The organism is Enterococcus canis NBRC 100695, assembly GCF_001544375.1.
Taxonomy (GTDB): domain Bacteria; phylum Bacillota; class Bacilli; order Lactobacillales; family Enterococcaceae; genus Enterococcus_H; species Enterococcus_H canis.
In genome coordinates, this window is the sequence record NZ_BCQJ01000005.1 from 16306 (window position 1) to 37994 (window position 21689).

The window sequence follows — 21689 nt, forward strand, 5'->3', positions numbered from 1 at the left end:
GATTTACTCCTGTTCTTTTTCCTTTTTGACAGGGAATAATTTCGTTAGTAATTGTGAAGCAAGATAGATGATCAGGATCACGATAAATACGCCGCCCCAACCAAAGAAAAGCAATTCAAAAGCTTTGATCAAATCTGCTGACATTGTCTGCCCTCCTATACTAATAGTGCTAGCAAGAGACCACCGGCAATCACGGAAGCGATTTGACCGGATACGTTAGCTCCTGCGGCATGCATCAAGATAAAGTTCTGTGGATCTTCTGCGGTGGCCATTTTTTGAATGACACGGCTAGACATTGGAAAGGCAGAAATTCCAGCGGCCCCAATCATAGGGTTGATTTTTTCTTTACGGAAAAGGTTTAAGAGCTTGGCAAAAAGCACACCACCGATAGAATCCATTACAAAGGCCACCAATCCCAGTCCGATGACCATGAGTGTGTCAACTTGCAGGAATTCTTGATATTGCATTTTGACTGAGACAGAAAGCCCTAGTAAGATGCTGATAATGTTTACCAACTCATTTTGCGCGGTGAGGGAAAGGCGGTCTAAAACACCGCACTCACGTAGCAGATTGCCGAACATCAAAAAGCCGACTAGCGGTAGCGAAACTGGAGCAATCAAACCAGCAATGACAGAAATCACGATAGGAAAGAGAATCTTAGCGGTTTGGGAAACTTCGCCGGCACGATAGGTCATTCGGATTTGCCGTTCCTTTTTAGTGGTCACTGCTTTGATTGCCACCGGTTGAATAATCGGCACGAGGGCCATGTAGGAGTAAGCAGCTACCATAATCGCCCCCATATATTTGGAATTTAAGGTGTTGGCTACAAAAATCGAGGTTGGGCCATCAGCGGCACCGATGATGCCAATAGAGGCAGCATCGTTCAGGTCAAAGCCCAGTAAGACCGCCATGATTACTGTGAAAAAAATACCAAATTGAGCTGCTGCTCCAAACAGTAATAAGAAGGGATTCTGCAAGAGCGGCCCAAAATCAATCATCGCGCCAATCCCAATAAAAAGTAATAAGGGAAATAATTCCGTACTGATACCGGCTTTAAATAATTCTTGGAAAGGTCCGGGCTCACCACCAGCGCTTAAAACACCAGAATTAGGGAAATTGACTAAAATCGTGCCTAATCCCATAGGTACTAAGAGAGTAGGTTCATATTCTTTTTTGATTCCTAGGTACATTAAAATACCGCCAATCAGCATCATGGCGATGCGGCCAGGTTCTTGACCCATGCCGATGATTCCTTCAAGTAATGTCTCCAATCAAAATCCCCCCTACCCGATAGCAATCAGTTGATCGCCAGGATTTACGGTGTCACCCGGTTTTACAAAAAGACCGGTAATGTGCCCCGTTTGTGTTGCAACGATTTCGTTTTCCATTTTCATGGCTTCTAGAATCATTAAGGGTTGGTTCTCTGTCACCGCGTCCCCCGGAGCAACTAGTACTTTTAATATGGTGCCAGGCATTGGTGCCAGCAAGGCTTCACCTTCATGCGCACTTGGTGCAGGGGCAGCTGGTGTTGGCTGTGGCGCGGACTCTTGAACAGGGACCGTTGGTGGCGCTACAGGTGTAGCAGGTTGGGGCGTGCCACCGATTTCTTCCATTTCCACTAAATATTCGGTTCCATTGATCGTGATTTTAAATTTACGTAGCATAGTTAGTTTACTCCTTCGATTTTTTTGGCTATTTTCGTAATGCGAAACTGACTTTCAGGCATTGCTTCAGCTGCGAGGCTGCTAGCGATCACTGCGACTAGCTCTATTTCAGGATTGCGTTTCAGCACTCGTTTGACACGGAATTGACTGTCGGGCTGATCACCAGCGGCAATGGCAGAGGCAACCAGGCTGACAAGCGTTTCAGCTGCTGGATCGACTGGCACATATCCAGGTAATTCTTGCCAATCAGTTGAAATATCGGCCGCTTTAAAAGGTACTTCCTTTGCTGGTGTGGGTTCAAGCAATTCGCTCTTTTTACGAAAAAGCTTGTCGAATAGTGACATGAGGGCTCCTTTCTCGTCTTAGGTATCATGGTAAAGACCAGCTTAACCCAGACGGTGTTCTTTTTAGTCTCTCTCTTGATGATATCGGAAAAACGCTGTCATATCAATGTAAGTTACGTTCATTTGCTGCTTTTTTCGGAGATTTGTTTACGGACCATCTTGATGCTTTTGTTTTTTATTCTTGCAAACGAGAGGAGTTAAAACGAGGTAACTCTCTTTCCCAATTATCTTAAAGGTGATGCTGAAAATAACGAAAAAGAACGATAATAAAAAACAAATGTTCAATATTTTTATAACGATACTATTCTTACTGTTGGAAAATATCCTCGTTTACCCCTTATATTATCCTTGTTTATATTGGTTTTCAGTGAGAAAATAATTTTATAGATAACGTTTTCTTTTTCGTAAAGGAACTTTCGAAAGGGAAATTTCTAACATGGAATCAATAAATGAAAGCGTTTAGAATGAAGTCGAGGTAAGGAAATGGAAAAAACAACGGAATTACTAACACTCTTGTTAGAGGCAGAAGGTATTATCACCAGTAAGCAAGTGGCTTTGCAACTAGGAGTCAGCGCTAAAACTGTCAGACATTATGTGGCTCTACTGCAAGAAGAAGGCGCCGCTAACGGTTTCCAGATTAGCAGCAAAAAGGGACAAGGCTTAGCGTTACAAGTAACGGATGCGACTAAGTTTCATCAGTTACGGCAACGGGTCGCGGAGCCAGTGGAAAATCTGCTGGATCAGCTGATGGAGGGCTTTATCCAACAGGAAGGCTATTTGCGGGCGGAGGAGGTTTGCGAGGAGCTTTTTATCTCGCAAAGTAAGTTATCGCAGTTATTGAAGGAATTACGAAAAATTTTAGGCTACTACGATTTAACGATTGTTTCTAAACCTCATTATGGTATGAAAATCGAAGGGAGTGAATTTAATTTTCGCCGATTCTTGGCTAGTAATTATGTCCAAGCCTACCGAGCCACTGATAAACAGCTAGCTTATCCAGCGTCTGATGCAACTTCAGGACTTTTGGAAGCCATCAAAACGGTTATCAGTGAAGAGTTTTTGCGTCACGCCTACCCGATCTCAGAAAACATCCTACATAATCTGGCGGATCACCTGGAAATTGCGGTTTTGCGAATGAAGGAAGGGATGTATCTAGAAGGGGTGCCAATCACTGCTAGCACCACTGAAGATCAGCGTCGTCTGGCGGAATGTATCGTGGAACGCTTAGAAATGGTTTGTCAGGTACATTTTTCTGAAAATGAATTAGCTTATGTGATTGGCCAGATTGTTGGGAAACGAATGCTGGAGAAAAATCAGACGAAAATTGTTTCAGAAGAAGTCAATCGTCTGGTGGATCAAGTGTTACGCGTTATCGAAAAACAAAAGGGAATCGACTTACTGCATGATTTAGATTTGCGAACGATGCTGATGCTACATTTGGCGCCGTTACTAGATCGTCTAGAATTGGGCATTGAGCTGAAAAATCCTTTGTTAGATGAAGTGAAGATTCAATGTATCTTTGCTTATGATGTCGCGATTATTGCGGGACAGCGTATCCAAGAACATAGCGGTAAAGCACTCAGTGATCATGAGTTAAGCTACTTAGCCATGCATTTTGAAGTGGCACTGAATCGTCAAACAGAGATTCAACCGAAACGAATTTTAGTGGTGAGCCACAATGGTCGTTCTAGTGGAGAACTTTTAAAAGCCAAATTTGAGCGCTATTTTCCCGCGCATATTGAGACGTTGACCGTTTGTGATTTGACGGATTACGAAGCATATTTGGCTAACGAACCAGTGGATTTTCTCTTTACTACGGAAACACTCAACTATCAAGGAACTATTCCAGTCTTTAGCTTTGAATTTTTCTTGCAGCCGGCCACGGTGCGCAAGATTGAGGAGGTATTGACTGCAGAGCTAACGCCGGAGCAATTACGCACTTATTTTGATGAAGATCTCTATTTTCCGGAATGCTCTTTTAAAGATCGTGAGGCTGTTTTAGACTTTCTCTGCCGTGAGGTGCGGGCTAAGTATCGACTGCCAGCCGATTTTGAAGCCTTGATTCAAGAGCGGGAAGGTTACTTCGGCACTGATTTGATGCCGCAAGTGGCCTTGCCACACCCCAATCAGCTGGTAGCGCCAGTGACGAAGGTCTGTGTGCTGACCCTAAAAAAAGCGATTCGCTGGTATAAGAATCCCGTCCGTCTAGTGGTACTGATGCTGATCAACAAAGAAGATGCCTTAAAAAGTAAACCCCTGACAGAACGCTTGATCCAACGTTGCGGTGATCCAGCACGGCTCGAGAAGCTGCTAGCGGCAGAAAACGTTGCGGCTTTTGTTAAAGAAATGGAGGAAGAATAAGTGGAAGCATTGTTAGAAAAAATCACCTTAGAAGGTGCTTATAATTTTCGTGATTTTGGTGGTTATTTAACCCAAGATGGTCGGCGAATTGTGACCGGAAAATTATATCGCTCAGATGAATTAAGTAAATTGACCACCGCTGATCAAGAAAAATTAGCGGCTTTAGGCCTGACGACGATTATTGATTATCGTAATGAGAAAGAGCGAGTGAATAACGAAGATAAAGCCATTGGCACAGCTCGGGTTGTCTATTTAGATCCCATTGCTGACATTGCGGCGCTCGCCTCAGCGGATTATGGGGAGGTCAAGCTAGATTTTAACGAAATGACGGCTGACTTGGCCAAACACCTTATGACGGAACAGAATCGCGAATTCGTTCGTTCACCCAAATGTCAGGCAGTCTACCGAGAAATGTTCGAGATTCTTTTAGACGATAACGAACAAGCGGTGGTGCAGCATTGCCGCGGTGGCAAAGACCGGACGGGTTACGGAGTCGCCTTGATCCAGCTTTTACTGGGAATGAACCGGGAAGATGTGATGACGGACTACTTACTAACGAATGTTTATAAAAAAGAAAAAAATGAAACCAGTCTGGCGGCGCTTTTAGCCAAAACAGGTAATGAAGATTTGGTTCAAGCGGTTCGTTACTTTAAAGAAGCCAATGCCAGTTTCCTAGAGGCAGCACTAGAGCTGATTGAGGAGCGCGGCGGCATCGAGGTCTATGTTCGAGATGGGTTGGGGTTGTCAGATGCGCAAGTTGCACGGTTTAAAGAAAAATACCTAGTATAGGAGGAGCGGAAATATGGAGCGAGTAGATAAAATGAAAAATGGGATTTTAAGTGGGGCCATGAAGATCCAAAACAATAATTACATGCGGGCAATCTCCAATGCCATGATGGGATTGATGCCAGTCATGATGATTAGTTCCATCGCCTCGTTGATCAATGCAATTGATGTCGGTGGTAGCCAGCAAATCATGGAACAAATCGGGATAAAAGCGTTACTCACGCAAGTAAATGCCATGACGATTGATGTAATTTCGGTCTATGTTGCCTTTCTAGTTGGGTATAAATTAGCTGAAATTTTAAAAGCAGATATGCTGAATGCCGGCTTGATGAGTTTAGTTTCCTTCTTGATTTTAAGCCCAGTTTCACTGTTGGAGGAAACAAAAGTTTTGAAGATGGAAACATTAGGCTCCGGGGGGATGTTTGTGGCCATGTTTGGCGGCTTAATCGGAGCGCGTCTTTACATCTGGTGTGTGAAGAAAAACCTAGTGATTCGAATGCCAGAATCAGTACCGCCAATTGTCAGTAAATCTTTTGCAGCCATCGTACCAGCGGTGATTGTGTCTTCTACTATGGGGGCGGTTTATGTGGCAATGACCTTAACGCCATATGGCACGTTGACGAACATGATTTACACTTGGGTTCAAGCGCCACTGACTTCATTAGGGGCCAATGTCATCACTTGTATGGTAATCGTTGCTTTTATCGAATTCCTCTGGTTCTTCGGGATCCACGGCGTATTAGCGGTATATCCAGTCTTGATGCTAGTTTTCTATGAGCCAGGTTTGGCGAACTTAGCTGCTTATAGCGCTGGCGAAGCTTTGCCGCATCTATTCACTATCGGCTTCATCTTGAACAACCGCGGTGCCCGTTCTTTCGCCGTGGCCTTACTGGCAATCTTCAGCTGCAAATCGCAACAATTGAAAGCAGTTGGGAAAGTCGGCTTGATTCCTTCTATGTTTGGGATTTCAGAACCAATTAAATTTGGGGTACCACAAGTGATGAACATGCGCATGATTGTACCTTTAATGTTGACACCAGCTGTATCGGTATTGTCAGCTTACTTATTAACGATTGTTGGCTTCCTACCTTACCACAATGGTGTGTCAATCCCAACCGGTTTCCCGGTAATCTTTGGTGGCTTTTTAATTAATGGCTGGCAAGGAATTGTGGCTCAATTTATCCAATTCGTGTTATGTGTGGCTATCTACATTCCATTCATGCGCTCACAAGATAAAGCTGCTTTAGCAGAAGAAAAAGCTGTGGCAGCCAAAGAAGCAGCCGAAGCAGTAGCTGTTGTTGTAGAAGAAGCTTAGGAGGAGTTACTATGAAAAAAATCATTTTACTATGTGCCGGGGGCATGTCTACGGGAGTATTGGTGAATAATATGAAGGCTGTTGCACGGCAAAAATCAGAAGAGTATTTTATTGATGCTTTCCCAATCAATGCGGTAGAAACTGTTTGCCAAGATGCTGATTGTGTTTTGTTGGGACCACAAGTTTCCTACCAATTAGCAGAGATTACTTCCGCAGTCAGCTGTCCGGTGGAATCAATCGATATGCGTCATTACGGCATGATGGACGGTGCGAAGGTTCTCGACCAGGCCTTGGCGATGATCGGCGGGTGACGCTGATGGAAGGAAGAGAACAGGTTTGCTTCCAACTAATTTCCAATGCGGGAGCTGCCCGCAGTGCTTGCTTTGAGGCCATTCGTCACTTTAAACAGGGTGCAACAGACAAAGGCCAGGAGCTGTTAAAAACCAGCGATAACTACTACACCGAGGCCCATAGTTGGCACGGACAGTTAGTTAAACAGGAAGCTGGCGGCGATACGGTTTGGATGAGTCTGTTATTGACGCATGCAGAAGATTTAATGATGAGTGCCGAATTGACCAAAGCTTTTGCGCAAGAATTTATCGACCTGCACCAAGAAGTAGCCCAATTAAAGCAGGTAGTGCAGCAGTTAGTCCCAGTGGCAGAATATTAAAAAAACGGGTTGTCTATCCATTGATAGGCAGCTCGTTTTTTGAACGTTTTCTCTTCGTTTAATAAAAGGCAGAGGCTCTTTGTAATGGAGCGATATTTTAAAAAATCTAGTGGTGTTGCTTATTTCGAAGCTACATCCAGCTAAATTGATTGTTTGAAGGACTATTCATGGGAAATATTTTGGGAAGCGTTGTTAAAAAGTACCGTAATGATTTCCTAAATTAATAAATGATGGACTAGTTCAAATCCGGAAAAGTGCTATAATAGAGCATATTTTAGCAAAATTGAGGAAGAATGAGTGGAGATGTGGCAAAAAGTTTTACTGAGTATAGTGGGTGGCCTATTCACCATATTATTGGTGGTCTGGATCGCCTTTCAAGTTTCACCGCGTCCGGGAGCGTTCTTAATCAACCGTCTATTTGCAGGTAAGGCGGAGATCACAGAACCAACTAAATTTCAGGCTGCACAGCAACAAGTCGTGGTAACGAAGGACTTAGCGTACCCTTCTACCCATCAAGAAAATCAGTTTGATCTTTATCTGCCTAAAGCCAAAGCGCCGGTATTATTGTGGATTCACGGCGGCGGCTATGTAGGAGGTGATAAAGCTGGTATGGTGGAATTTGCTACACGGACGGCTGCCGATGCGCATGTTGCGGTAGTGGCGATGAACTATCAGCTAGCACCAGATTCACAATATCCCAATCAGCTACAACAGGTAGATGAGTTGGTTCATTACTTACAACGCCATGCCACCGATTTTCCTCAACTAGATCTTACTAAGATCTTTATTGGAGGCGATAGTGCCGGGGCGCAAATTGCTTTACAATATGCAACAGTTCAAACTAACCCAGACTACGCGAAGACGCTGAACTTGACGCCGCGCATCACCAAGGAATTGCAAGGTACGCTCTCTTATTGTGGACCAGTTGATCTGCAACAAGTAGCGCATGAGCAATCACAGGATCGCTTTTTGAAATTTTTTGTCAAAACAGTCGCTTGGTCACTGTTAGGTACAAAGGATTGGCAGCATAGTGCCCAATTGCAGCAGGCTAGCGTAGCACAACACGTCACAGCCTCATTTCCACCTACATTTATAACGGACGCACAAAACTTTTCCTTCCAATCACAAGGCGAGGCCCTTGTGCAAAAATTGACTGCCTTACAAGTCCCAGTGACATCTCTTTTCTTCCAAGAAGCACTAAACCATGAATATCAGTTTGATTATGCCTTGCCTGAGGCACAGACTTGTTACCAACAAACGATAGCCTTTTTGAAAGAATATCAATAAAAACCAGCGAGACCAGGGTTAGCCCACCGTCTCGCTGGTTTTTTTGTGAAGTAGATTTATTCTGCATATTTGGTAATTTTAGCCATGTATCTACGGATGATATCCACAAAATGCTGGAATTTAGCTTGTTCTGCATCCGTCAAAGGCACATCCAGAATATCACTAGCACCACTACGGTTTAAAATAGTAGGAACACTAGTAAGGATACCGTTTTGACTGTATTCACCTATACTATTTCACTGAGTTTATGGCTCAATACACAAAGTATGTATGCTTAGCTTTCCATTGTTCCACTTTGATAAAGACCCAGAACCCGTAAATCCCCAAGGTGATGATAGTTAGCAGAAACCATTTGATCCAGTTCCCGAATAATTGGATGGCAGTACCATCAAAGCCTAGTCGGTGGCCATCCACCACAGTGTGTTTGATTTTCCAGTTATACATCATGCAAATACCCCACGGTGCACAAATACCGAAAGTCAGCACGGTTACCAAAGTCGCTAAAATCCAAGTACCAATATAGGATAATAAGCCGCCATCAAAATATGAATTACGCATTTCTTTTTCTCCTTTTTAGAATAGTGTACCACAAGTGAGTTATAGATGACGTTGTCGGTATTCTTTAGGTGAACAAGTTAGCTTCTTTTTGAAAAGACGACTAAAATAGTGTGCATCTTCATAACCAACCTTAAAGGCAATTTCTGCAATAGTATAGCGAAGCTGAGCATCCTGTAGTAGCTCCTGTGCTTTTTGTAAACGGAAATTAATTAGGTACTCTGAAAAGGAGGCGCCAAGAGTCTGCTTCATTTGCTTACTTAAGTAAGTCTCGCTAACAAAAAAACGCTGAGCTACTTGAGTTAATGTTAGATTTTTTTCAGAATAATGATTTTCTAAATAACGAATAACAGTTTCTACGAGATTGTTTTCAGGAATAGGAGGCGGTGCTGGCTGCTGCCAGGCTGTTGCCAAATTCTGAAGTAAGTGCTGTAAGTCGGTTTTGGGGATAGGTTTCAATAAATAGTCATAGACACCTAACTTAATTGCTCTGCGAGCGAAATCAAAATCATCATAGCCGCTGATAATTACTAGTATTGTATGTGGTGACCGACTTTTCATGATTTCAATCAAGTCGAGTCCATTCATATCGCCTAGATTGATATCCACTAATGCTGCAGCAATATTTTTTTCTTCCAAACATTGAAGAGCAGCCTGTCCGCTAGCAGCAGTGTAAATGTTGTCAAATGGACTAACTATTTTTCGTAGATAGCCTGCGAGGCCTTCCCTTAAGGCTCGCTCATCATCCACAATCAAGAGATTTTTCATCTGTTTCCTCCCAAATTGGTAGCAATAAGGTTGCTGTCGTTCGTTCGCCGCTAGTAAAGGTTAAAGAAGCAGCTCCTTGGTAAAAGAGCTGTAACCGATGCCGGACATTGAGAATACCATAACCAGTCGTAGAGCCTCGATTCAGTTGATCTACTTGAGTCGGTGAAATAGGTGAACCACTATTCTGAATGGCGATACGCAAAAATTGTCCGTTTTTGGAGACATCGATTAAGATTTCTCCTGGTCTTTTTTGCGGGCGAATCCCATGATTTAGGGCGTTTTCAACCAGTGGCTGCAATAAAAAATGCAGCATGAGAGAATTGCCCAGGTCTGGAGAACAGCGTACCGTGACAGTTGCAAGCTCTTCGTGCCGTATCTTTTGAATCGCTAAATAGCTTTGGACATGAGCTAGCTCTTCGGAAACGGTGATACATTCAGCTCCGTGATTCAATCCTTTACGGAAAAATGTGCTGAGGTATTCAATCGTTGTGACGGCCTCCTCTGCGTCGCCGCCAAGAATCTGCCATTGGATAGTGTCTAGCGTGTTATATAAAAAATGCGGTTGGATTTGAGCTTGTAACGTTTTGATAGAAGCCAATCGATACTGTTGTTCTTTTTGATAAACGTCATCTAATGTTTGATTGAACGCCTGACTTAACTCGACCATCTCTTGCGGTGATTGGACCAAGCTGCGAGCACCGCGATTTCCTTGCTGTACAGCTTTCATAGTATGGCGAATCGCAGATAAGGGCTGGATAATTTGTCGAAAAAGATAGAATAGCAACAATCCGAGTAGAAGGCTCACAATGATTCCAACCAACACTAAGTAGTCACGCATTTGGCTAGCACTTTGCCCAAGGCTAGCTTTTGGGACAACATAATTGATCTTCCAATTTGACAGCAAATCAATAGAGCTAGTAAAGAGTAGCTCTTTAACAGGATCAATTTTCAAAGCATCGCTATCTCCTCCTAATAAAGAGCCCTGTCCGTCATAAAGGGTCAATTCATGGGCTAATGATTGTACCTTATGCAAAGGGATTGCCGCGGCGATATACATTGTTCCGTCATTTAGTGGTCGAGACAGCCGATAGAGAATGATTACCGCATCACGATCATCTTCTTTAGAAGATAGCAAGTGGCTGACAGTATAAGATAGGTTAGGGTGTGTAACCATTTCTTGGTAATAATTTCGGTCTGCAATCGAAAAATCTGGGTAGTCGGGTGAATGTGAAATACCATCCGCGGTCACCAACCGAATGGACAGGTAGTTATCAGAATCATAGCGAGATACCGCGATGGTTTCTTGAAAAAATTGCGTTTGATCATACGCTACCCGAGTAGGTAAGTCAGCAAGTAAGCGAAGCTCTGCTAAGCGTTCACCAAACCAACTATTGATCTGGCTTGTGCGGTTATCTACAAATTTTTGTGTTATTGAAATGTTGAGAGGTATTACCATTCTAGTTAATTGGAGTTGCATTGTACCGTAAATTGAAGCGATTAATGAAACAGATATTAAGATAAAGACGACAATAATTTGTTTTTTTAAGGACTTCATAAAGGCTCCTTTGCTCATTTTTTCACTTTTTGTCGGAAATGTCCACTTAATATAGGGAAAGTCCAAAGACGTTTTAGTTACTTCTCATTATACTGAACTTATCAAGTATAGGAAGAGGAGTTGGAAAAAGTGAGACGAAAATGGTTAACGGGAATTATTTTATTGGGATTTTTAGCGGGGTGTAGTACGGGGAATGCACAAACAGTGGAAGGCGTTGGACAAGGGAAACATGGGGATATTAAAGTAGAAGTTTCCTTAAAAGACGAAAAAATTCAAGATATCAAAGTGCTGTCTCAAAAGGAAAATGATGTCTTGGCAGAACCTGTTTATGGTCAATTAAAGGACACAATCATTGCTGGAAACTCTGCTAATGTTGATGTAGTTTCAGGATCAACAGCAACTAGTGAAGGGTATATCGCAGCAGTAAAGGATGCAATCGAAAAATCTGGTTTGACTTTGGCAGCTGTGAAAAAAGCCAACAGAAAAGAAACAAAGTTAGAATCAGATCAGACGTACGATGTGGTTGTTGTTGGGTCCGGAGGCGCGGGTTTCAGTGCTGCGATCGAAGCGGCAGAAGCAGGTAAATCCGTTGCAATCATTGAAAAAATGCCCACTGTTGGAGGAAACACGTTGATTTCTGGAGGCGAAATGAACGCTCCAGGAAATTGGGTCCAAAAAAATCTAGGAATCGAAGGGGATTCTGTCGAGAGTTATTATGAAGACACGATGAAGGGGGGCGACAATGTTGGTGATCCTAAAATGGTGCGTATAATGGCTGAAAAAGCTCTCACCTCAGCTGAGTGGTTGCGGGATGAGATTCAAGTGGAATTTTTAGAAGATCAGCTGTTCCAGTTTGGGGGACATAGTTATAAACGCGCACTGATTCCTGTAAGGCACACGGGTCAAGAAATTATTAGTAAAATGAAAAAGAAAGCTGAAACTTTGAAGATTCCTATCATCTTAAATACCCAAGCAACTGAATTGATTCAAGATAAAGATGGGAAAGTCATAGGTGTTAAAGCTATTCATAATGAAAAGGATCAAGTGACTTTTAATGCCCAAAAAGCAGTAATTTTGACCACTGGTGGATTTGGTTCAAATATCGAAATGCGCAAAAAATACAATTCTGAATATGATGAACGCTACAAATCCACTGATACGGAAGGAACAACTGGTGATGGTATCGTAATGGGAGAAAAAGTAGGTGCTGCTTTGACCAATATGGAAAATATTCAAACCTATCCAGTAGCGAATCCTGAGACAGGGGTCATCTCACTACTAGCAGACACTCGTTTTGACGGTGCAATTTTGATCAATCAAGAAGGTCAACGATTCGTAGAAGAATTAGATCGTCGGGATGTGATCTCGCAAGCAATCTTGAATCAAACTGGTGGCTATGCCTACCAGCTATGGAATGACACGATTGATGCCATTTCTAAAACAAAAGAAGCACACGAAGATGAGTATAATGAATTGATTGAGCAGAAATTATTGGTAAAAGCAGAAACAATCGAAAAAGCCGCTGCTTTCTTTGATATTGATGTAGACAATTTGAAAGCCACTATCAAGAAAGTCAATGAGTATGCCAAAAGTGGCGATGACCAAGATTTTCACCACAGAGGTGGGTTAGTCTCTTTGGAAAAAGGACCTTATTATATTGAAAAAGCTGTTCCTTCAGTACATCATACAATGGGTGGATTAGTTATTAACGAAAAGACAGAAGTCTTGGATAAGAATAATCAGGCCATTCCGGGACTCTATGCAGCTGGAGAATTAACTGGTGTGATTCAAGGAGCTAACCGCCTGGGTGGTAATGCTATTACGGATATTATTACCTTTGGTCGTATCGCAGGGCAATCTGCTGGAAATCTATAGAAGAAAAAAGAGAATCTTTTTGTGGTACACTAAGGAAAAAGAAACTCAGGTGATTTCATGAAATTGGTGCTGATTCGACATGGTCAAAGTTTGGCCAATCAACAAAATGTTTTCACTGGTTGGCTAGACGAACCGCTTACAGATCTTGGTGTAGAAGAAGCCCGTGCAATTGCAAAAAAGTTGAAAACGCTAGCGATTCCATTTGACCAGGCTTTCACCTCTGTTTTAACAAGAGCCGTCAAATCTACTAATATTATTTTGGAAGAACTCGATCAATTATATGTACCGGTGACTAAAACTTGGCGCTTAAACGAACGTCATTATGGAGCGTTACAAGGTCTAGATAAAACCGTCAATAGTGAAAAATATGGTGCTGAGCAAGTCGCAGCATGGCGCCGAGACTACCGGGCAACGTTACCATTAGCCAGTGAACCCATGAAAGACCGCCGTTATCAAGGTGTAGAGCCTAAGCAACTACCATTAGGCGAAAATTTAGCTCAGACAATGGAACGACTCATTCCTTGGTGGCAAGACGAAATTGCTCCGTATATAAACGAAGATAAAAATATTTTAGTCGTTTCTCATGGCAACACGTTACGAGCATTAGTGAAATTTATTGAAGAGATCTCCGATGATGGAATCGCGCAGATTGAGATCCCAACAGGAACGGGAATAGTTTATGAGTTATCTGAAGAAATACGTCGCAGACTAATTTGAAAAACGCCTTGAAGGACTTCCACTTCAAGGCGTTCTTTAGACTTAACGAAACTTCTTTCGTATGAGATAATTTTTATAAGAAGACTTAAGGAGTATGTGATGATTGGAATTATTTATTTTATTGTGATTATTTTGGCCAATACAGTCGGTGCGATATCCGGCATGGGTGGTGGTGTGATCATCAAGCCTGTTCTGGATTTTATCGGCTATCACTCGGTGGCTGCTATCTCGTTTTACTCGACAGTAGCCGTATTTACCATGTCGATTTCTTCAACAATCCGCCAAGTTAAGAGCGGTCAAACGATTCGATGGCGAACGGTTCTGTGGGTCTCTCTAGGAGCCGTTGTAGGCGGGATTTTGGGGAATATCAGCTTTGAATCATTGCTAGGATATTTTGATAGTGAGTCCACCGTCCAACTGATTCAGATTGGTCTAACGATTGTGACGTTGTTGTTTGCTTTTCTTTATACAAAGTATGATTGGCGCAGTTTCCACTTTGATTCTATTATCGGTTACTTATTTTGCGGCTTTACGTTAGGCTTTTTAGCGAGTTTACTAGGAATCGGTGGCGGCCCTATCAACGTATCTTTGTTGATGCTGATGTTTAGCCTGCCTATCAAGGAAGCGACTATCTATTCGATTTGTACGATTTTCTTTTCCCAGCTAGCCAAATTAGTAACCATCACCGTTAACACTGGTTTTGACCGCTATGATCTGACGATGTTACTTTATGTGATTCCGGCCGCAATACTAGGTGGTTTACTAGGTGCTAAGGCAAGTCAGCAGCTCTCGCCTAAGAAAGTAACCACAATTTTTCAAGCTGTGATTGCAGTGGTGCTACTAATCAATCTGTATAATGGTTGGCGGATTCTTATCAGATGATTACTTTGCAAATATCATTCTACAATACTTCATTTCAAATTATGGTTGCTTATAAAGATAGCCTGCTATTCATCTTTAACGGTGAGTAGCAGGCTGTTTTTATTATCTGAAAAGGCGAATCACAACGTCATCACAATAGCTTGATTAAAGGCAGGAAGGTCATCTGGATTCCGACTCGTTACTAGTCGGAATTGTTGGTCGAAAACAACGGGTTCGTCTGTTACAGTGGCACCAGCGTAACGTAAATCTGGTTGAACTGATTCATAGGCTGTTAATTGTAGTTGGTTAGACAACTCAGTTTGAATAAACAACTGGGGTCCGTGACAAATGGCGAAAACAGGTTTGTCGGATTGCAGGAAGTCTTTGACTAGTTGTACAAAGCGGTCGTCCGTACGCAGTTGATCGGGAGAAAAACCCCCTGGAATCAAAAGGGCATCATAATCGGCAAGACGGGTGTCATCAATGGTTTGATCGATTTCAAAGATAGTTCCTTTTTTGCCTTTTACTTCATCTAATGAATCACTGATCAAGACCACCTCATGGCCAGCGGCTTCTAAGGCTTCTGTGGGCGAGGTTACTTCAACATCTTCTACTAAGTCGGTTAAAATCGTAGCAACTTTCATCGAACTCCTCCTTTGCTTCTAGCATAACTAAAATTGAACATAGAATGCAAAGAAAACGCTTTTTCGGTATTTAGTTAAATAATAATGAGAAGAATACAAAATAAATGTATCGTTATTTATATTTCGTATAAACTGCCATAAAAACTTTTACTTTGTGAGGTGTCTTATTATTTTATTTGTCCAGGATAAAAAGGTTCGAAAGAAATTGATGAGAAGAGTAAAAATAAATTTGACGTTATATCTAGTTATTGATACTATTACACACGATAGTGATAATCATTATCAATTTTTATTTAAATAAATACTTTGACTATCAAAATATATATTAGTGATATTTTATATTTTTGCTAAAATACCAAATCTTATAAATTTTGATAATCAAACTAAATAGGAGGATTTTATGCGCAGAGTTGTGATTACTGGACAAGGAATTATTTCACCGCTAGGAAATAAGGTGAAAGACTATTGGGAAAATCTATTAGCAGGCAAGATTGGTTTTGGACCTATCACGCATTTTGATGCGGAGGCGACGGGGATTACATTAGCTGCCGAAGTTAAAGAATTTGATGGAGCGGAATTAGGAAAAAAAGCACTCAAAAGAATGGATCTCTATTCGCAATATGGTGTGTCTGCAGCAATGCAAGCCTATGAAGAAGCAGGACTGCAAAAAACAACCATTGATCCCAAGCGTTTTGGTGTGATTGTTGGGACCGGAATCGGCGGCATGACGACGCTGCAAAATCAAGTTCGCGTGATGGATACTAAGGGTCCGCAACGGGTAACACCATTTTTTGTACCAATGGTGATTCCCAATATGATTGCTGGAAATTTGTCTTTACAATTTGGTGCACAAAATATTTCGCAGACGGTGGTGACTGCCTGCGCATCTGCGACAAATGCGATTGGCGAAGCCTTTCGCAAAATAAAATATGGTGAAGCGGATGTCATGCTGACAGGGGGCGCAGAGGCCACGATTTGTGAGATTGGAATCTCAGGTTTTGCCGCGCTGAATGCCTTAAGTAAAGCAACCGACCCGGAGCGTGCGTCCATTCCTTTTGATAAAGAGCGCCATGGCTTTGTGATGGGCGAAGGTGCAGGTATGCTGATTTTGGAAGAGTTGAGCCACGCACAAAAGCGGCAAGCAACGATTTTAGCAGAGGTAGTAGGTTATGGTGCTAACTGTGACGCTTATCATATGACCGCGCCAAAAACAGACGGCGAATTAGCAGCTGAGGCGATGCAGACGGCGTTGAACGAAGCGGGTATTACAGGGGAAGATGTTGACTATATCAATGCTCATGGTACATCCACTCCTGCCAATGACGCGGCCGAAACTACCGCTATCAAGCGAGCCTTTGGGGCAGCGGCTAAAGAAATTCCTATTTCTAGCACTAAGAGTATGATTGGTCATTTACTAGGAGCGGCTGGCGCAGTGGAGGCCATTGCCACTGTTTGTACTTTGCGTACTGGCTGGGCCCACCCTACGGCAAATTTACGGGTGGCAGACGAGGCCTGTGATTTGGATTATCTCCCAGAAGCTCGTGAAATCAAGCCGCAGTATGCGTTAAGTGAGTCCTTTGGTTTTGGTGGTCATAATGCAGTGATTTGTTTGAAAAAATGGGAGGAAGACTAAATGAAAAAAGTTTTTACGGCACAAGAAGTGATGGAGATTATTCCCAATCGTTATCCGATTTGCTATATCGATTATGTGGATGAGCTGTCAGAAAATCATATCATGGCTACTAAAAATGTGACAATCAACGAAGAATTTTTCCAAGGACATTTTCCAGGAGAACCCACCATGCCAGGCGTGTTGATTTTAGAATCTTTGGCACAAGCTGGCTCGATTTTAATTTTAAAATCACCAGAGTTTGAAGGGCAAACAGCCTATATTGGCGGTATTGACAAAGCACGTTTCCGTCAAAAAGTTGTGCCGGGAGATGTATTAAAGCTGGTATTTGATATCCAGAAAGTTCGGGGCAATGTTGGTACGGCACAGGCAGCGGCATTTGTTGAAGAGAAGAAAGTTTGTAGCTGCGAATTTACCTTTATCGTAGGTGCCTAAAGAAACAGCTGACCGCAGGAAAACCTGTTGTCAGCTGTTTTACGGCTTCATAATAAAATGGATAATGCGGTCTAATGTCTGGCTCAACCAGTCGGTGACTTTTTTACGTGAGAGGAAATAGACCGTCAAGCTAGAACCGAGTATGAGAAAAATTAGATGCATAATGGGGTTGGGAATCCATTCGCCTAGATACACAATAGGGGCAATTAAGTAGATATGAAGTAGATAAATTGCTAACGTGTGTTTGCCCCATAGAGTAAAGAAGGTCGTACGCTTGGTCGTCAATGCTAAAAAAACAAAAACGAAGGCAAATCCCAAGGCATACCAGTAAATATCGGCTAAAAGATTTTGCCATAAGGGAATGTCAAAGAGGTTATATGCACGATCTCCCCATAGTAATTCTGCGGGTAATTGTAGTTGACGCCAAAGAATTGTAGTTGCAACGCCTAATCCAATAATCAGTAGACTTAAGGTTTTACGAAAAGGAAATTGGCGGATTTTTTGAACCTTCTCTGGTGTCGTAAAATAACCTGCCAAAAAGTAGGGTAGGAAGCCCAGCGTTCGGGCCATTGCCATGTAAGTTCCAAATTCTGTTAACATGCCAGAAAAAATTCCGACGATTAGGCTCAAAATCAAGACATGACGAACTTTGACTAAGTCAGGTAACAATAGCCGCCAGATAAACATACAGTAGAGAAACCATAAGGTCCATCCGGGGCTGAGGATTAGGATGGCTTCAATCTTCCCCGTCGCGAGTAAAATCAGACTTAACATGATATTCAGCAACAAGTATGGTATCAAAAAGGTTTTAACCGCTGTTTGCCGTCCTTTTTGCAGATTTTTGGAAAAATAGCCAGAAATAAAGACGAAGACTGGCATATGGAACAAATAAATAAAGATATAAAGAAATGAGCCAATCCCGCTATGCAGCCGGAAATACTCGAGAGCGTGTCCCAAGACGACTAAAAAAATCAGGATTCCGCGCACATTATCAAAAATGAGCTCGCGTTTAGGTGAAATAGTGGACACCTCCTACAGACTAGTTTATGCTAATTTTATATTGTTATTTTAACACGACTTGTTTGAAAATAGGGCGATTATCAGTAAAAAGGAGGGTGTGTGGTGCGCTATTCAGCTAAATTTGTTAAAAGCGTATTTAAAGTGATTCAAATGAAACAGCTCGTAGGACGCACCATGGTGACACCACCAAAACGGCGGCATTTGACAGCAAAACAGTTACAGCAGACAACGATTCCTCAAAAAACGGAGTGGATCGGCGGACAGGAGCTGGTGACGCTGTTTCCTAAAATGACGGGTAATCGACATATTTTTTATTTGCATGGTGGTGGTTATGCCCTAGAGGCTTCGCCTTTTCATGCGCAAATTCAGCGCTATTTTGTGGAAACGTATCAACTGAAAGTCAGCTACTTCAATTATCCACTGGCACCAGAGCATACAGCTAAGGAAACGTTGGCGCTGACCAAAGAAGCATTTCAGCGATTGGCTTATCTATATCCAGATGATCAGTTTACTTTTTTTGGCGATTCAGCTGGGGGTGGGCTAGCAATGAGTTTGGCACAGCAGGCGCGGAATGAAGGCTGGTCTAAGCGCCCGAAAAAAATGACTTTAATTTCACCTTGGCTGGATATGACCTTAAGCGATCCGCGGTCACAAGCATTAGCTGTAAAAGATGTTTTGCTAGCGGGGGACTTGCTGAAGCAAGCTGGCAAAGCTTACGCGGGTGATTGGGCGTTGGATGATCCACGAGTTTCGCCCCTTTATGGTGGCTTTGATGAATTGGGGCAATTATTAGTCATTAGTGGGACAGATGATATTCTTTACCCTGATGTTCTGCGGCTGCAGCAAAGCATCAAGCACTCAAAAGGGACAACCTTGGATTTGGTGGTGGTGCCGGAAATGATGCATGATTTTGTGGTATATCCTTTAAAAGAATCACTACAATATTTGGATCAAATTGGTCATTTTATTGTGGCGGACACGTAGGAGCAAACTAGTTACTTGAAAGTAACTAATTGCTCCTTTTACTATTTCGTTTTACACTGGAAATAGAAAGTGAGGGAACGTCATGAAAAAAGTAAAAAACATCATTATTGGTTTTGGTAAAGGTGGTAAAACTTTAGGCAAAGCACTGGCGCAGCGAGGCGAGGAAGTACTAGTCATTGAAGCAAGTGATCAGATGTACGGCGGAACCTGTATCAATATTGGTTGTATCCCTTCTAAATCCATGATTCTGAATGGTGAAAAGGGGACACCCTTTACCGAGGCTGTGGCGATTCGTGGTGATCTGACGAGTCGTTTGCGCAACAAGAATTATCACCTGATTGCAGACGAAGCTACTGGTGAGGTCTGGACGGGCACGGCGACTTTTATGAATGATCATCAGTTACAAGTAAAAATGCTAGACGGTAGCACGCAAGAAGTAATAGGTGAACGCATTTTTATCAATACCGGTGCAAAACCGGTGATTCCCAATATCTCAGGCTTGGCGCTTAGCCAACGAATCGTGACATCAACAGAAGCCATGACGTTAGCAGAACTGCCCCGCGAATTAGTGATACTTGGTTCTGGCTATATTGGGTTGGAATTTGCCGCGATGTTTGCTAGCTATGGTACCAAGGTGACAGTTTTAGATACTCACAAGGCGTTTATTCCCCGAGAAGACGATGACATTGCTGCTATGATTTATCAAGACCTGGTCAACCTAGGCGTTACTTTCCATCTAGGTGTAGATATTTTAAGTGTGGCAGAAAGCGAACAAGTGACGGTTACCTATCAGGATGGCGTTGAACAAAAAATTAGTGGTGATGCACTATTAGTAGCTACTGGTCGTACGCCTAACACGGCTAATTTAGGCTTAGAACATACAGCCGTCAAGCTAGACGAACGTGGTGCCATCGTGGTGGATGACCAATTGCGGGCAGCCGAAAATATCTGGGCTTTGGGCGATGTCAAAGGTGGCTTACAGTTTACCTATATTTCCTTAGATGATTATCGAATTGTAATGGATCAACTGTTTGGCGCCGGAACACGCCGGGTATCTGACCGGACAATCGTACCTTACACGGTCTTCTTGACACCACCATTATCAAATGTTGGTTTAACAGAAAAGCAAGCAAAGGCGCAAGACTTGGACTATAAAGTCTTTAAATTTATGACGGCTAATGTGCCAAAAGCGCAAGTGTTAGAAGACCCAAAAGGAATGTTCAAGATTTTAGTAGGACCTGATGAACGTATAATAGGCGCCTCTATCTATGCGGAAGAATCGCATGAGATCATTAATCTAGTTGCTTTGGCTATGAAAGCTGATCTTAGCTATACCGTACTGCGGGATATGATCTACACTCACCCAACCATGGCAGAAGCCTTTAATGATGTATTGAAATAATAGCAAAAACAGTATCGTCATCATGACGATACTGTTTTTTTAGGCTTCACAAACCAATTCACGCTGACCCCAAGTTTTTAGCTGTTGAACGAGCGGAATCAAGGAAAGTCCCTTACTCGTTAAACAATAACTAGAGCGTAGGCTATTGCCGATAGTTTGTTTGCTATTTAGGACTAAGTCGTTGGTCATCAGTAACTGCAGCTGTTGTTTAAGCATTTTTGGAGTGCTGCCAGGCAGGGCACGATGTAATTCGCCAAAGCGTTTTTCCCCAGTAGCAAGTTGTTCCAGCAATTGCGGCACCCATTTTTTTCCTAATAAGGTCGCCAAAGCCTCTGCTGGACAAGTAAAAGTTTCTTCTGCCATCACATAGTGCATTTCTCTCGTCTCCTTTTAGTGGAAACGAGTATAGCAGAAAAATGTTCTAAGGAAAAGGAATTAGTTTTACTCGTTTACTGCGATGACTTCAATTTCAACTAGGCCATTGTTTGGTAAAGCAGCTACTTGAAAAGCACTGCGAGCAGGTGGTTCATGATCAAAAAAGTTACCATAAATTTGATTCATTGCTGGAAAATCTTGGATATCTTTTAAAAGTACCAATGTTTTGACAATTGCATTTTTGGTTAGACCGGCTTCCTGCAACAGCAATTGAATATTTTCTAGGGCAAAGGTTGTTTGCTCTTCAATCGTTTCACCCATTTGACCCGTTTGAAGGTTGATACCTAATTGTCCAGAAAAATAATAGGTATTGCCGGTTCTTACAATATGAGAATAGGGTCCTAGTTGACTTAATTGTTTTGAGTTTAATACTTGTTTCAT

Annotated in this window: 24 protein-coding genes; 13 read left to right on the plus strand and 11 right to left on the minus strand. The window is 42.4% G+C overall.

What is annotated here, in order from left to right:
• Positions 1 to 3: 3 nt before the first annotated feature.
• The 4 genes from ECA01S_RS14165 to ECA01S_RS08195 are packed head-to-tail and all read right to left on the minus strand — an operon-like array spanning position 4 to position 2008.
• The gene (locus ECA01S_RS14165) at positions 4 to 144 is read right to left on the minus strand and encodes an OadG-related small transporter subunit (protein ID WP_143139574.1); all 141 of its coding nucleotides are present in this window, start codon (positions 142 to 144) and stop codon (positions 4 to 6) included.
• An 11-nt stretch (positions 145 to 155) separates the two neighbouring features.
• Positions 156 to 1271: a sodium ion-translocating decarboxylase subunit beta gene (locus ECA01S_RS08185; protein ID WP_067393844.1), complete on the minus strand. Its 1116-nt coding sequence runs from the start codon at positions 1269 to 1271 to the stop codon at positions 156 to 158.
• Between the two features lie 12 nt (positions 1272 to 1283).
• Complete coding sequence (locus tag ECA01S_RS08190) at positions 1284 to 1664, minus strand: acetyl-CoA carboxylase biotin carboxyl carrier protein subunit (RefSeq protein WP_067393847.1); 381 nt, start codon at positions 1662 to 1664, stop codon at positions 1284 to 1286.
• 2 nt (positions 1665 to 1666) lie between these two features.
• Positions 1667 to 2008: a hypothetical protein gene (locus ECA01S_RS08195; RefSeq protein ID WP_067393850.1), complete on the minus strand. Its 342-nt coding sequence runs from the start codon at positions 2006 to 2008 to the stop codon at positions 1667 to 1669.
• A 483-nt stretch (positions 2009 to 2491) separates the two neighbouring features.
• Between ECA01S_RS08195 and ECA01S_RS08200 the strand changes: the two genes are divergently transcribed.
• From ECA01S_RS08200 to ECA01S_RS08225, 6 genes are all read left to right on the plus strand, one after another.
• Complete coding sequence (locus ECA01S_RS08200) at positions 2492 to 4369, plus strand: BglG family transcription antiterminator (RefSeq protein ID WP_067393853.1); 1878 nt, start codon at positions 2492 to 2494, stop codon at positions 4367 to 4369.
• Complete coding sequence (locus ECA01S_RS08205) at positions 4370 to 5158, plus strand: tyrosine-protein phosphatase (RefSeq protein WP_245631212.1); 789 nt, start codon at positions 4370 to 4372, stop codon at positions 5156 to 5158.
• A gap of 13 nt (positions 5159 to 5171) precedes the next feature.
• On the plus strand, positions 5172 to 6470 hold the full coding sequence (locus ECA01S_RS08210; protein ID WP_067393855.1) for a PTS sugar transporter subunit IIC: 1299 nt from the start codon (positions 5172 to 5174) through the stop codon (positions 6468 to 6470).
• A gap of 11 nt (positions 6471 to 6481) precedes the next feature.
• The gene (locus tag ECA01S_RS08215) at positions 6482 to 6781 is read left to right on the plus strand and encodes a PTS sugar transporter subunit IIB (RefSeq protein WP_067393858.1); all 300 of its coding nucleotides are present in this window, start codon (positions 6482 to 6484) and stop codon (positions 6779 to 6781) included.
• A 5-nt stretch (positions 6782 to 6786) separates the two neighbouring features.
• Positions 6787 to 7140: a PTS sugar transporter subunit IIA gene (locus ECA01S_RS08220; protein ID WP_067393860.1), complete on the plus strand. Its 354-nt coding sequence runs from the start codon at positions 6787 to 6789 to the stop codon at positions 7138 to 7140.
• A gap of 303 nt (positions 7141 to 7443) precedes the next feature.
• Positions 7444 to 8427, plus strand: a complete 984-nt coding sequence (locus ECA01S_RS08225; protein WP_067393862.1) for an alpha/beta hydrolase — start codon at positions 7444 to 7446, stop codon at positions 8425 to 8427.
• A gap of 252 nt (positions 8428 to 8679) precedes the next feature.
• Here ECA01S_RS08225 and ECA01S_RS08230 read toward each other — a convergent pair whose 3' ends face one another.
• From ECA01S_RS08230 to ECA01S_RS08240, 3 genes are read right to left on the minus strand one after another with little or no spacing between them, the layout of a single operon-like run.
• On the minus strand, positions 8680 to 8985 hold the full coding sequence (locus tag ECA01S_RS08230) for a DUF898 family protein (protein ID WP_067393865.1): 306 nt from the start codon (positions 8983 to 8985) through the stop codon (positions 8680 to 8682).
• Between the two features lie 39 nt (positions 8986 to 9024).
• Positions 9025 to 9750 (minus strand): response regulator transcription factor, encoded by a 726-nt coding sequence (locus ECA01S_RS08235; protein ID WP_067393868.1) that lies wholly within the window; start codon positions 9748 to 9750, stop codon positions 9025 to 9027.
• The gene (locus ECA01S_RS08240; protein WP_067393871.1) at positions 9725 to 11305 is read right to left on the minus strand and encodes a sensor histidine kinase; all 1581 of its coding nucleotides are present in this window, start codon (positions 11303 to 11305) and stop codon (positions 9725 to 9727) included. The genes ECA01S_RS08235 and ECA01S_RS08240 overlap by 26 nt, the downstream gene beginning before the upstream one ends.
• Positions 11306 to 11434: 129 nt before the next feature.
• On the opposite strand from ECA01S_RS08240, the gene ECA01S_RS08245 reads away from it, so the two are divergent.
• From ECA01S_RS08245 to ECA01S_RS08255, 3 genes are all read left to right on the plus strand, one after another.
• Positions 11435 to 13180, plus strand: coding sequence for a flavocytochrome c (locus ECA01S_RS08245; RefSeq protein ID WP_373277549.1), 1746 nt, complete (start codon positions 11435 to 11437; stop codon positions 13178 to 13180).
• A gap of 57 nt (positions 13181 to 13237) precedes the next feature.
• On the plus strand, positions 13238 to 13897 hold the full coding sequence (locus tag ECA01S_RS08250; RefSeq protein ID WP_067393877.1) for a 2,3-bisphosphoglycerate-dependent phosphoglycerate mutase: 660 nt from the start codon (positions 13238 to 13240) through the stop codon (positions 13895 to 13897).
• Between the two features lie 99 nt (positions 13898 to 13996).
• Positions 13997 to 14779 carry a sulfite exporter TauE/SafE family protein gene (locus tag ECA01S_RS08255; protein WP_067393880.1) on the plus strand — a complete coding sequence of 261 codons (783 nt, stop codon included), beginning with the start codon at positions 13997 to 13999 and terminating at the stop codon, positions 14777 to 14779.
• A 119-nt stretch (positions 14780 to 14898) separates the two neighbouring features.
• On the opposite strand, the gene ECA01S_RS08260 is transcribed toward ECA01S_RS08255, so the two are convergent.
• Positions 14899 to 15402 carry a type 1 glutamine amidotransferase domain-containing protein gene (locus ECA01S_RS08260; RefSeq protein WP_067393883.1) on the minus strand — a complete coding sequence of 168 codons (504 nt, stop codon included), beginning with the start codon at positions 15400 to 15402 and terminating at the stop codon, positions 14899 to 14901.
• A 400-nt stretch (positions 15403 to 15802) separates the two neighbouring features.
• On the opposite strand from ECA01S_RS08260, the gene fabF reads away from it, so the two are divergent.
• Positions 15803 to 17035 carry a beta-ketoacyl-ACP synthase II gene (gene fabF, locus ECA01S_RS08265; RefSeq protein WP_067393886.1) on the plus strand — a complete coding sequence of 411 codons (1233 nt, stop codon included), beginning with the start codon at positions 15803 to 15805 and terminating at the stop codon, positions 17033 to 17035.
• Positions 17036 to 17467 (plus strand): 3-hydroxyacyl-ACP dehydratase FabZ, encoded by a 432-nt coding sequence (fabZ, locus tag ECA01S_RS08270; RefSeq protein WP_067393889.1) that lies wholly within the window; start codon positions 17036 to 17038, stop codon positions 17465 to 17467.
• Positions 17468 to 17506: 39 nt separating this feature from the next.
• On the opposite strand, the gene ECA01S_RS08275 is transcribed toward fabZ, so the two are convergent.
• On the minus strand, positions 17507 to 18496 hold the full coding sequence (locus tag ECA01S_RS08275; RefSeq protein WP_067393892.1) for an acyltransferase family protein: 990 nt from the start codon (positions 18494 to 18496) through the stop codon (positions 17507 to 17509).
• 93 nt (positions 18497 to 18589) lie between these two features.
• Between ECA01S_RS08275 and ECA01S_RS08280 the strand changes: the two genes are divergently transcribed.
• Positions 18590 to 19471, plus strand: a complete 882-nt coding sequence (locus ECA01S_RS08280; protein WP_067393899.1) for an alpha/beta hydrolase fold domain-containing protein — start codon at positions 18590 to 18592, stop codon at positions 19469 to 19471.
• Positions 19472 to 19553: 82 nt separating this feature from the next.
• The gene (locus tag ECA01S_RS08285) at positions 19554 to 20873 is read left to right on the plus strand and encodes an FAD-dependent oxidoreductase (RefSeq protein WP_067393902.1); all 1320 of its coding nucleotides are present in this window, start codon (positions 19554 to 19556) and stop codon (positions 20871 to 20873) included.
• A 39-nt stretch (positions 20874 to 20912) separates the two neighbouring features.
• Here ECA01S_RS08285 and ECA01S_RS08290 read toward each other — a convergent pair whose 3' ends face one another.
• The gene (locus ECA01S_RS08290; protein ID WP_067393904.1) at positions 20913 to 21248 is read right to left on the minus strand and encodes a winged helix-turn-helix transcriptional regulator; all 336 of its coding nucleotides are present in this window, start codon (positions 21246 to 21248) and stop codon (positions 20913 to 20915) included.
• Positions 21249 to 21314: 66 nt separating this feature from the next.
• Positions 21315 to 21689 (minus strand): RidA family protein, encoded by a 375-nt coding sequence (locus tag ECA01S_RS08295; protein ID WP_067393907.1) that lies wholly within the window; start codon positions 21687 to 21689, stop codon positions 21315 to 21317.

Excerpts from the sequence above, each read along its gene's own strand:
- ECA01S_RS14165 (WP_143139574.1), bottom strand. The coding sequence starts at position 144 with ATGTCAGCAGATTTGATCAAAGCTTTTGAATTGCTTTTCTTTGGTTGG.
- ECA01S_RS08190 (WP_067393847.1), bottom strand. The coding sequence starts at position 1,664 with ATGCTACGTAAATTTAAAATCACGATCAATGGAACCGAATATTTAGTG.
- ECA01S_RS08195 (WP_067393850.1), bottom strand. The coding sequence starts at position 2,008 with ATGTCACTATTCGACAAGCTTTTTCGTAAAAAGAGCGAATTGCTTGAA.
- ECA01S_RS08200 (WP_067393853.1), top strand. The coding sequence starts at position 2,492 with ATGGAAAAAACAACGGAATTACTAACACTCTTGTTAGAGGCAGAAGGT.
- ECA01S_RS08210 (WP_067393855.1), top strand. The coding sequence starts at position 5,172 with ATGGAGCGAGTAGATAAAATGAAAAATGGGATTTTAAGTGGGGCCATG.
- ECA01S_RS08215 (WP_067393858.1), top strand. The coding sequence starts at position 6,482 with ATGAAAAAAATCATTTTACTATGTGCCGGGGGCATGTCTACGGGAGTA.
- ECA01S_RS08220 (WP_067393860.1), top strand. The coding sequence starts at position 6,787 with ATGGAAGGAAGAGAACAGGTTTGCTTCCAACTAATTTCCAATGCGGGA.
- ECA01S_RS08225 (WP_067393862.1), top strand. The coding sequence starts at position 7,444 with ATGTGGCAAAAAGTTTTACTGAGTATAGTGGGTGGCCTATTCACCATA.
- ECA01S_RS08230 (WP_067393865.1), bottom strand. The coding sequence starts at position 8,985 with ATGCGTAATTCATATTTTGATGGCGGCTTATTATCCTATATTGGTACT.
- ECA01S_RS08235 (WP_067393868.1), bottom strand. The coding sequence starts at position 9,750 with ATGAAAAATCTCTTGATTGTGGATGATGAGCGAGCCTTAAGGGAAGGC.
- ECA01S_RS08240 (WP_067393871.1), bottom strand. The coding sequence starts at position 11,305 with ATGAAGTCCTTAAAAAAACAAATTATTGTCGTCTTTATCTTAATATCT.
- ECA01S_RS08250 (WP_067393877.1), top strand. The coding sequence starts at position 13,238 with ATGAAATTGGTGCTGATTCGACATGGTCAAAGTTTGGCCAATCAACAA.
- ECA01S_RS08255 (WP_067393880.1), top strand. The coding sequence starts at position 13,997 with ATGATTGGAATTATTTATTTTATTGTGATTATTTTGGCCAATACAGTC.
- ECA01S_RS08260 (WP_067393883.1), bottom strand. The coding sequence starts at position 15,402 with ATGAAAGTTGCTACGATTTTAACCGACTTAGTAGAAGATGTTGAAGTA.
- fabF (WP_067393886.1), top strand. The coding sequence starts at position 15,803 with ATGCGCAGAGTTGTGATTACTGGACAAGGAATTATTTCACCGCTAGGA.
- fabZ (WP_067393889.1), top strand. The coding sequence starts at position 17,036 with ATGAAAAAAGTTTTTACGGCACAAGAAGTGATGGAGATTATTCCCAAT.
- ECA01S_RS08285 (WP_067393902.1), top strand. The coding sequence starts at position 19,554 with ATGAAAAAAGTAAAAAACATCATTATTGGTTTTGGTAAAGGTGGTAAA.
- ECA01S_RS08290 (WP_067393904.1), bottom strand. The coding sequence starts at position 21,248 with ATGCACTATGTGATGGCAGAAGAAACTTTTACTTGTCCAGCAGAGGCT.
- ECA01S_RS08295 (WP_067393907.1), bottom strand. The coding sequence starts at position 21,689 with ATGAAACAAGTATTAAACTCAAAACAATTAAGTCAACTAGGACCCTAT.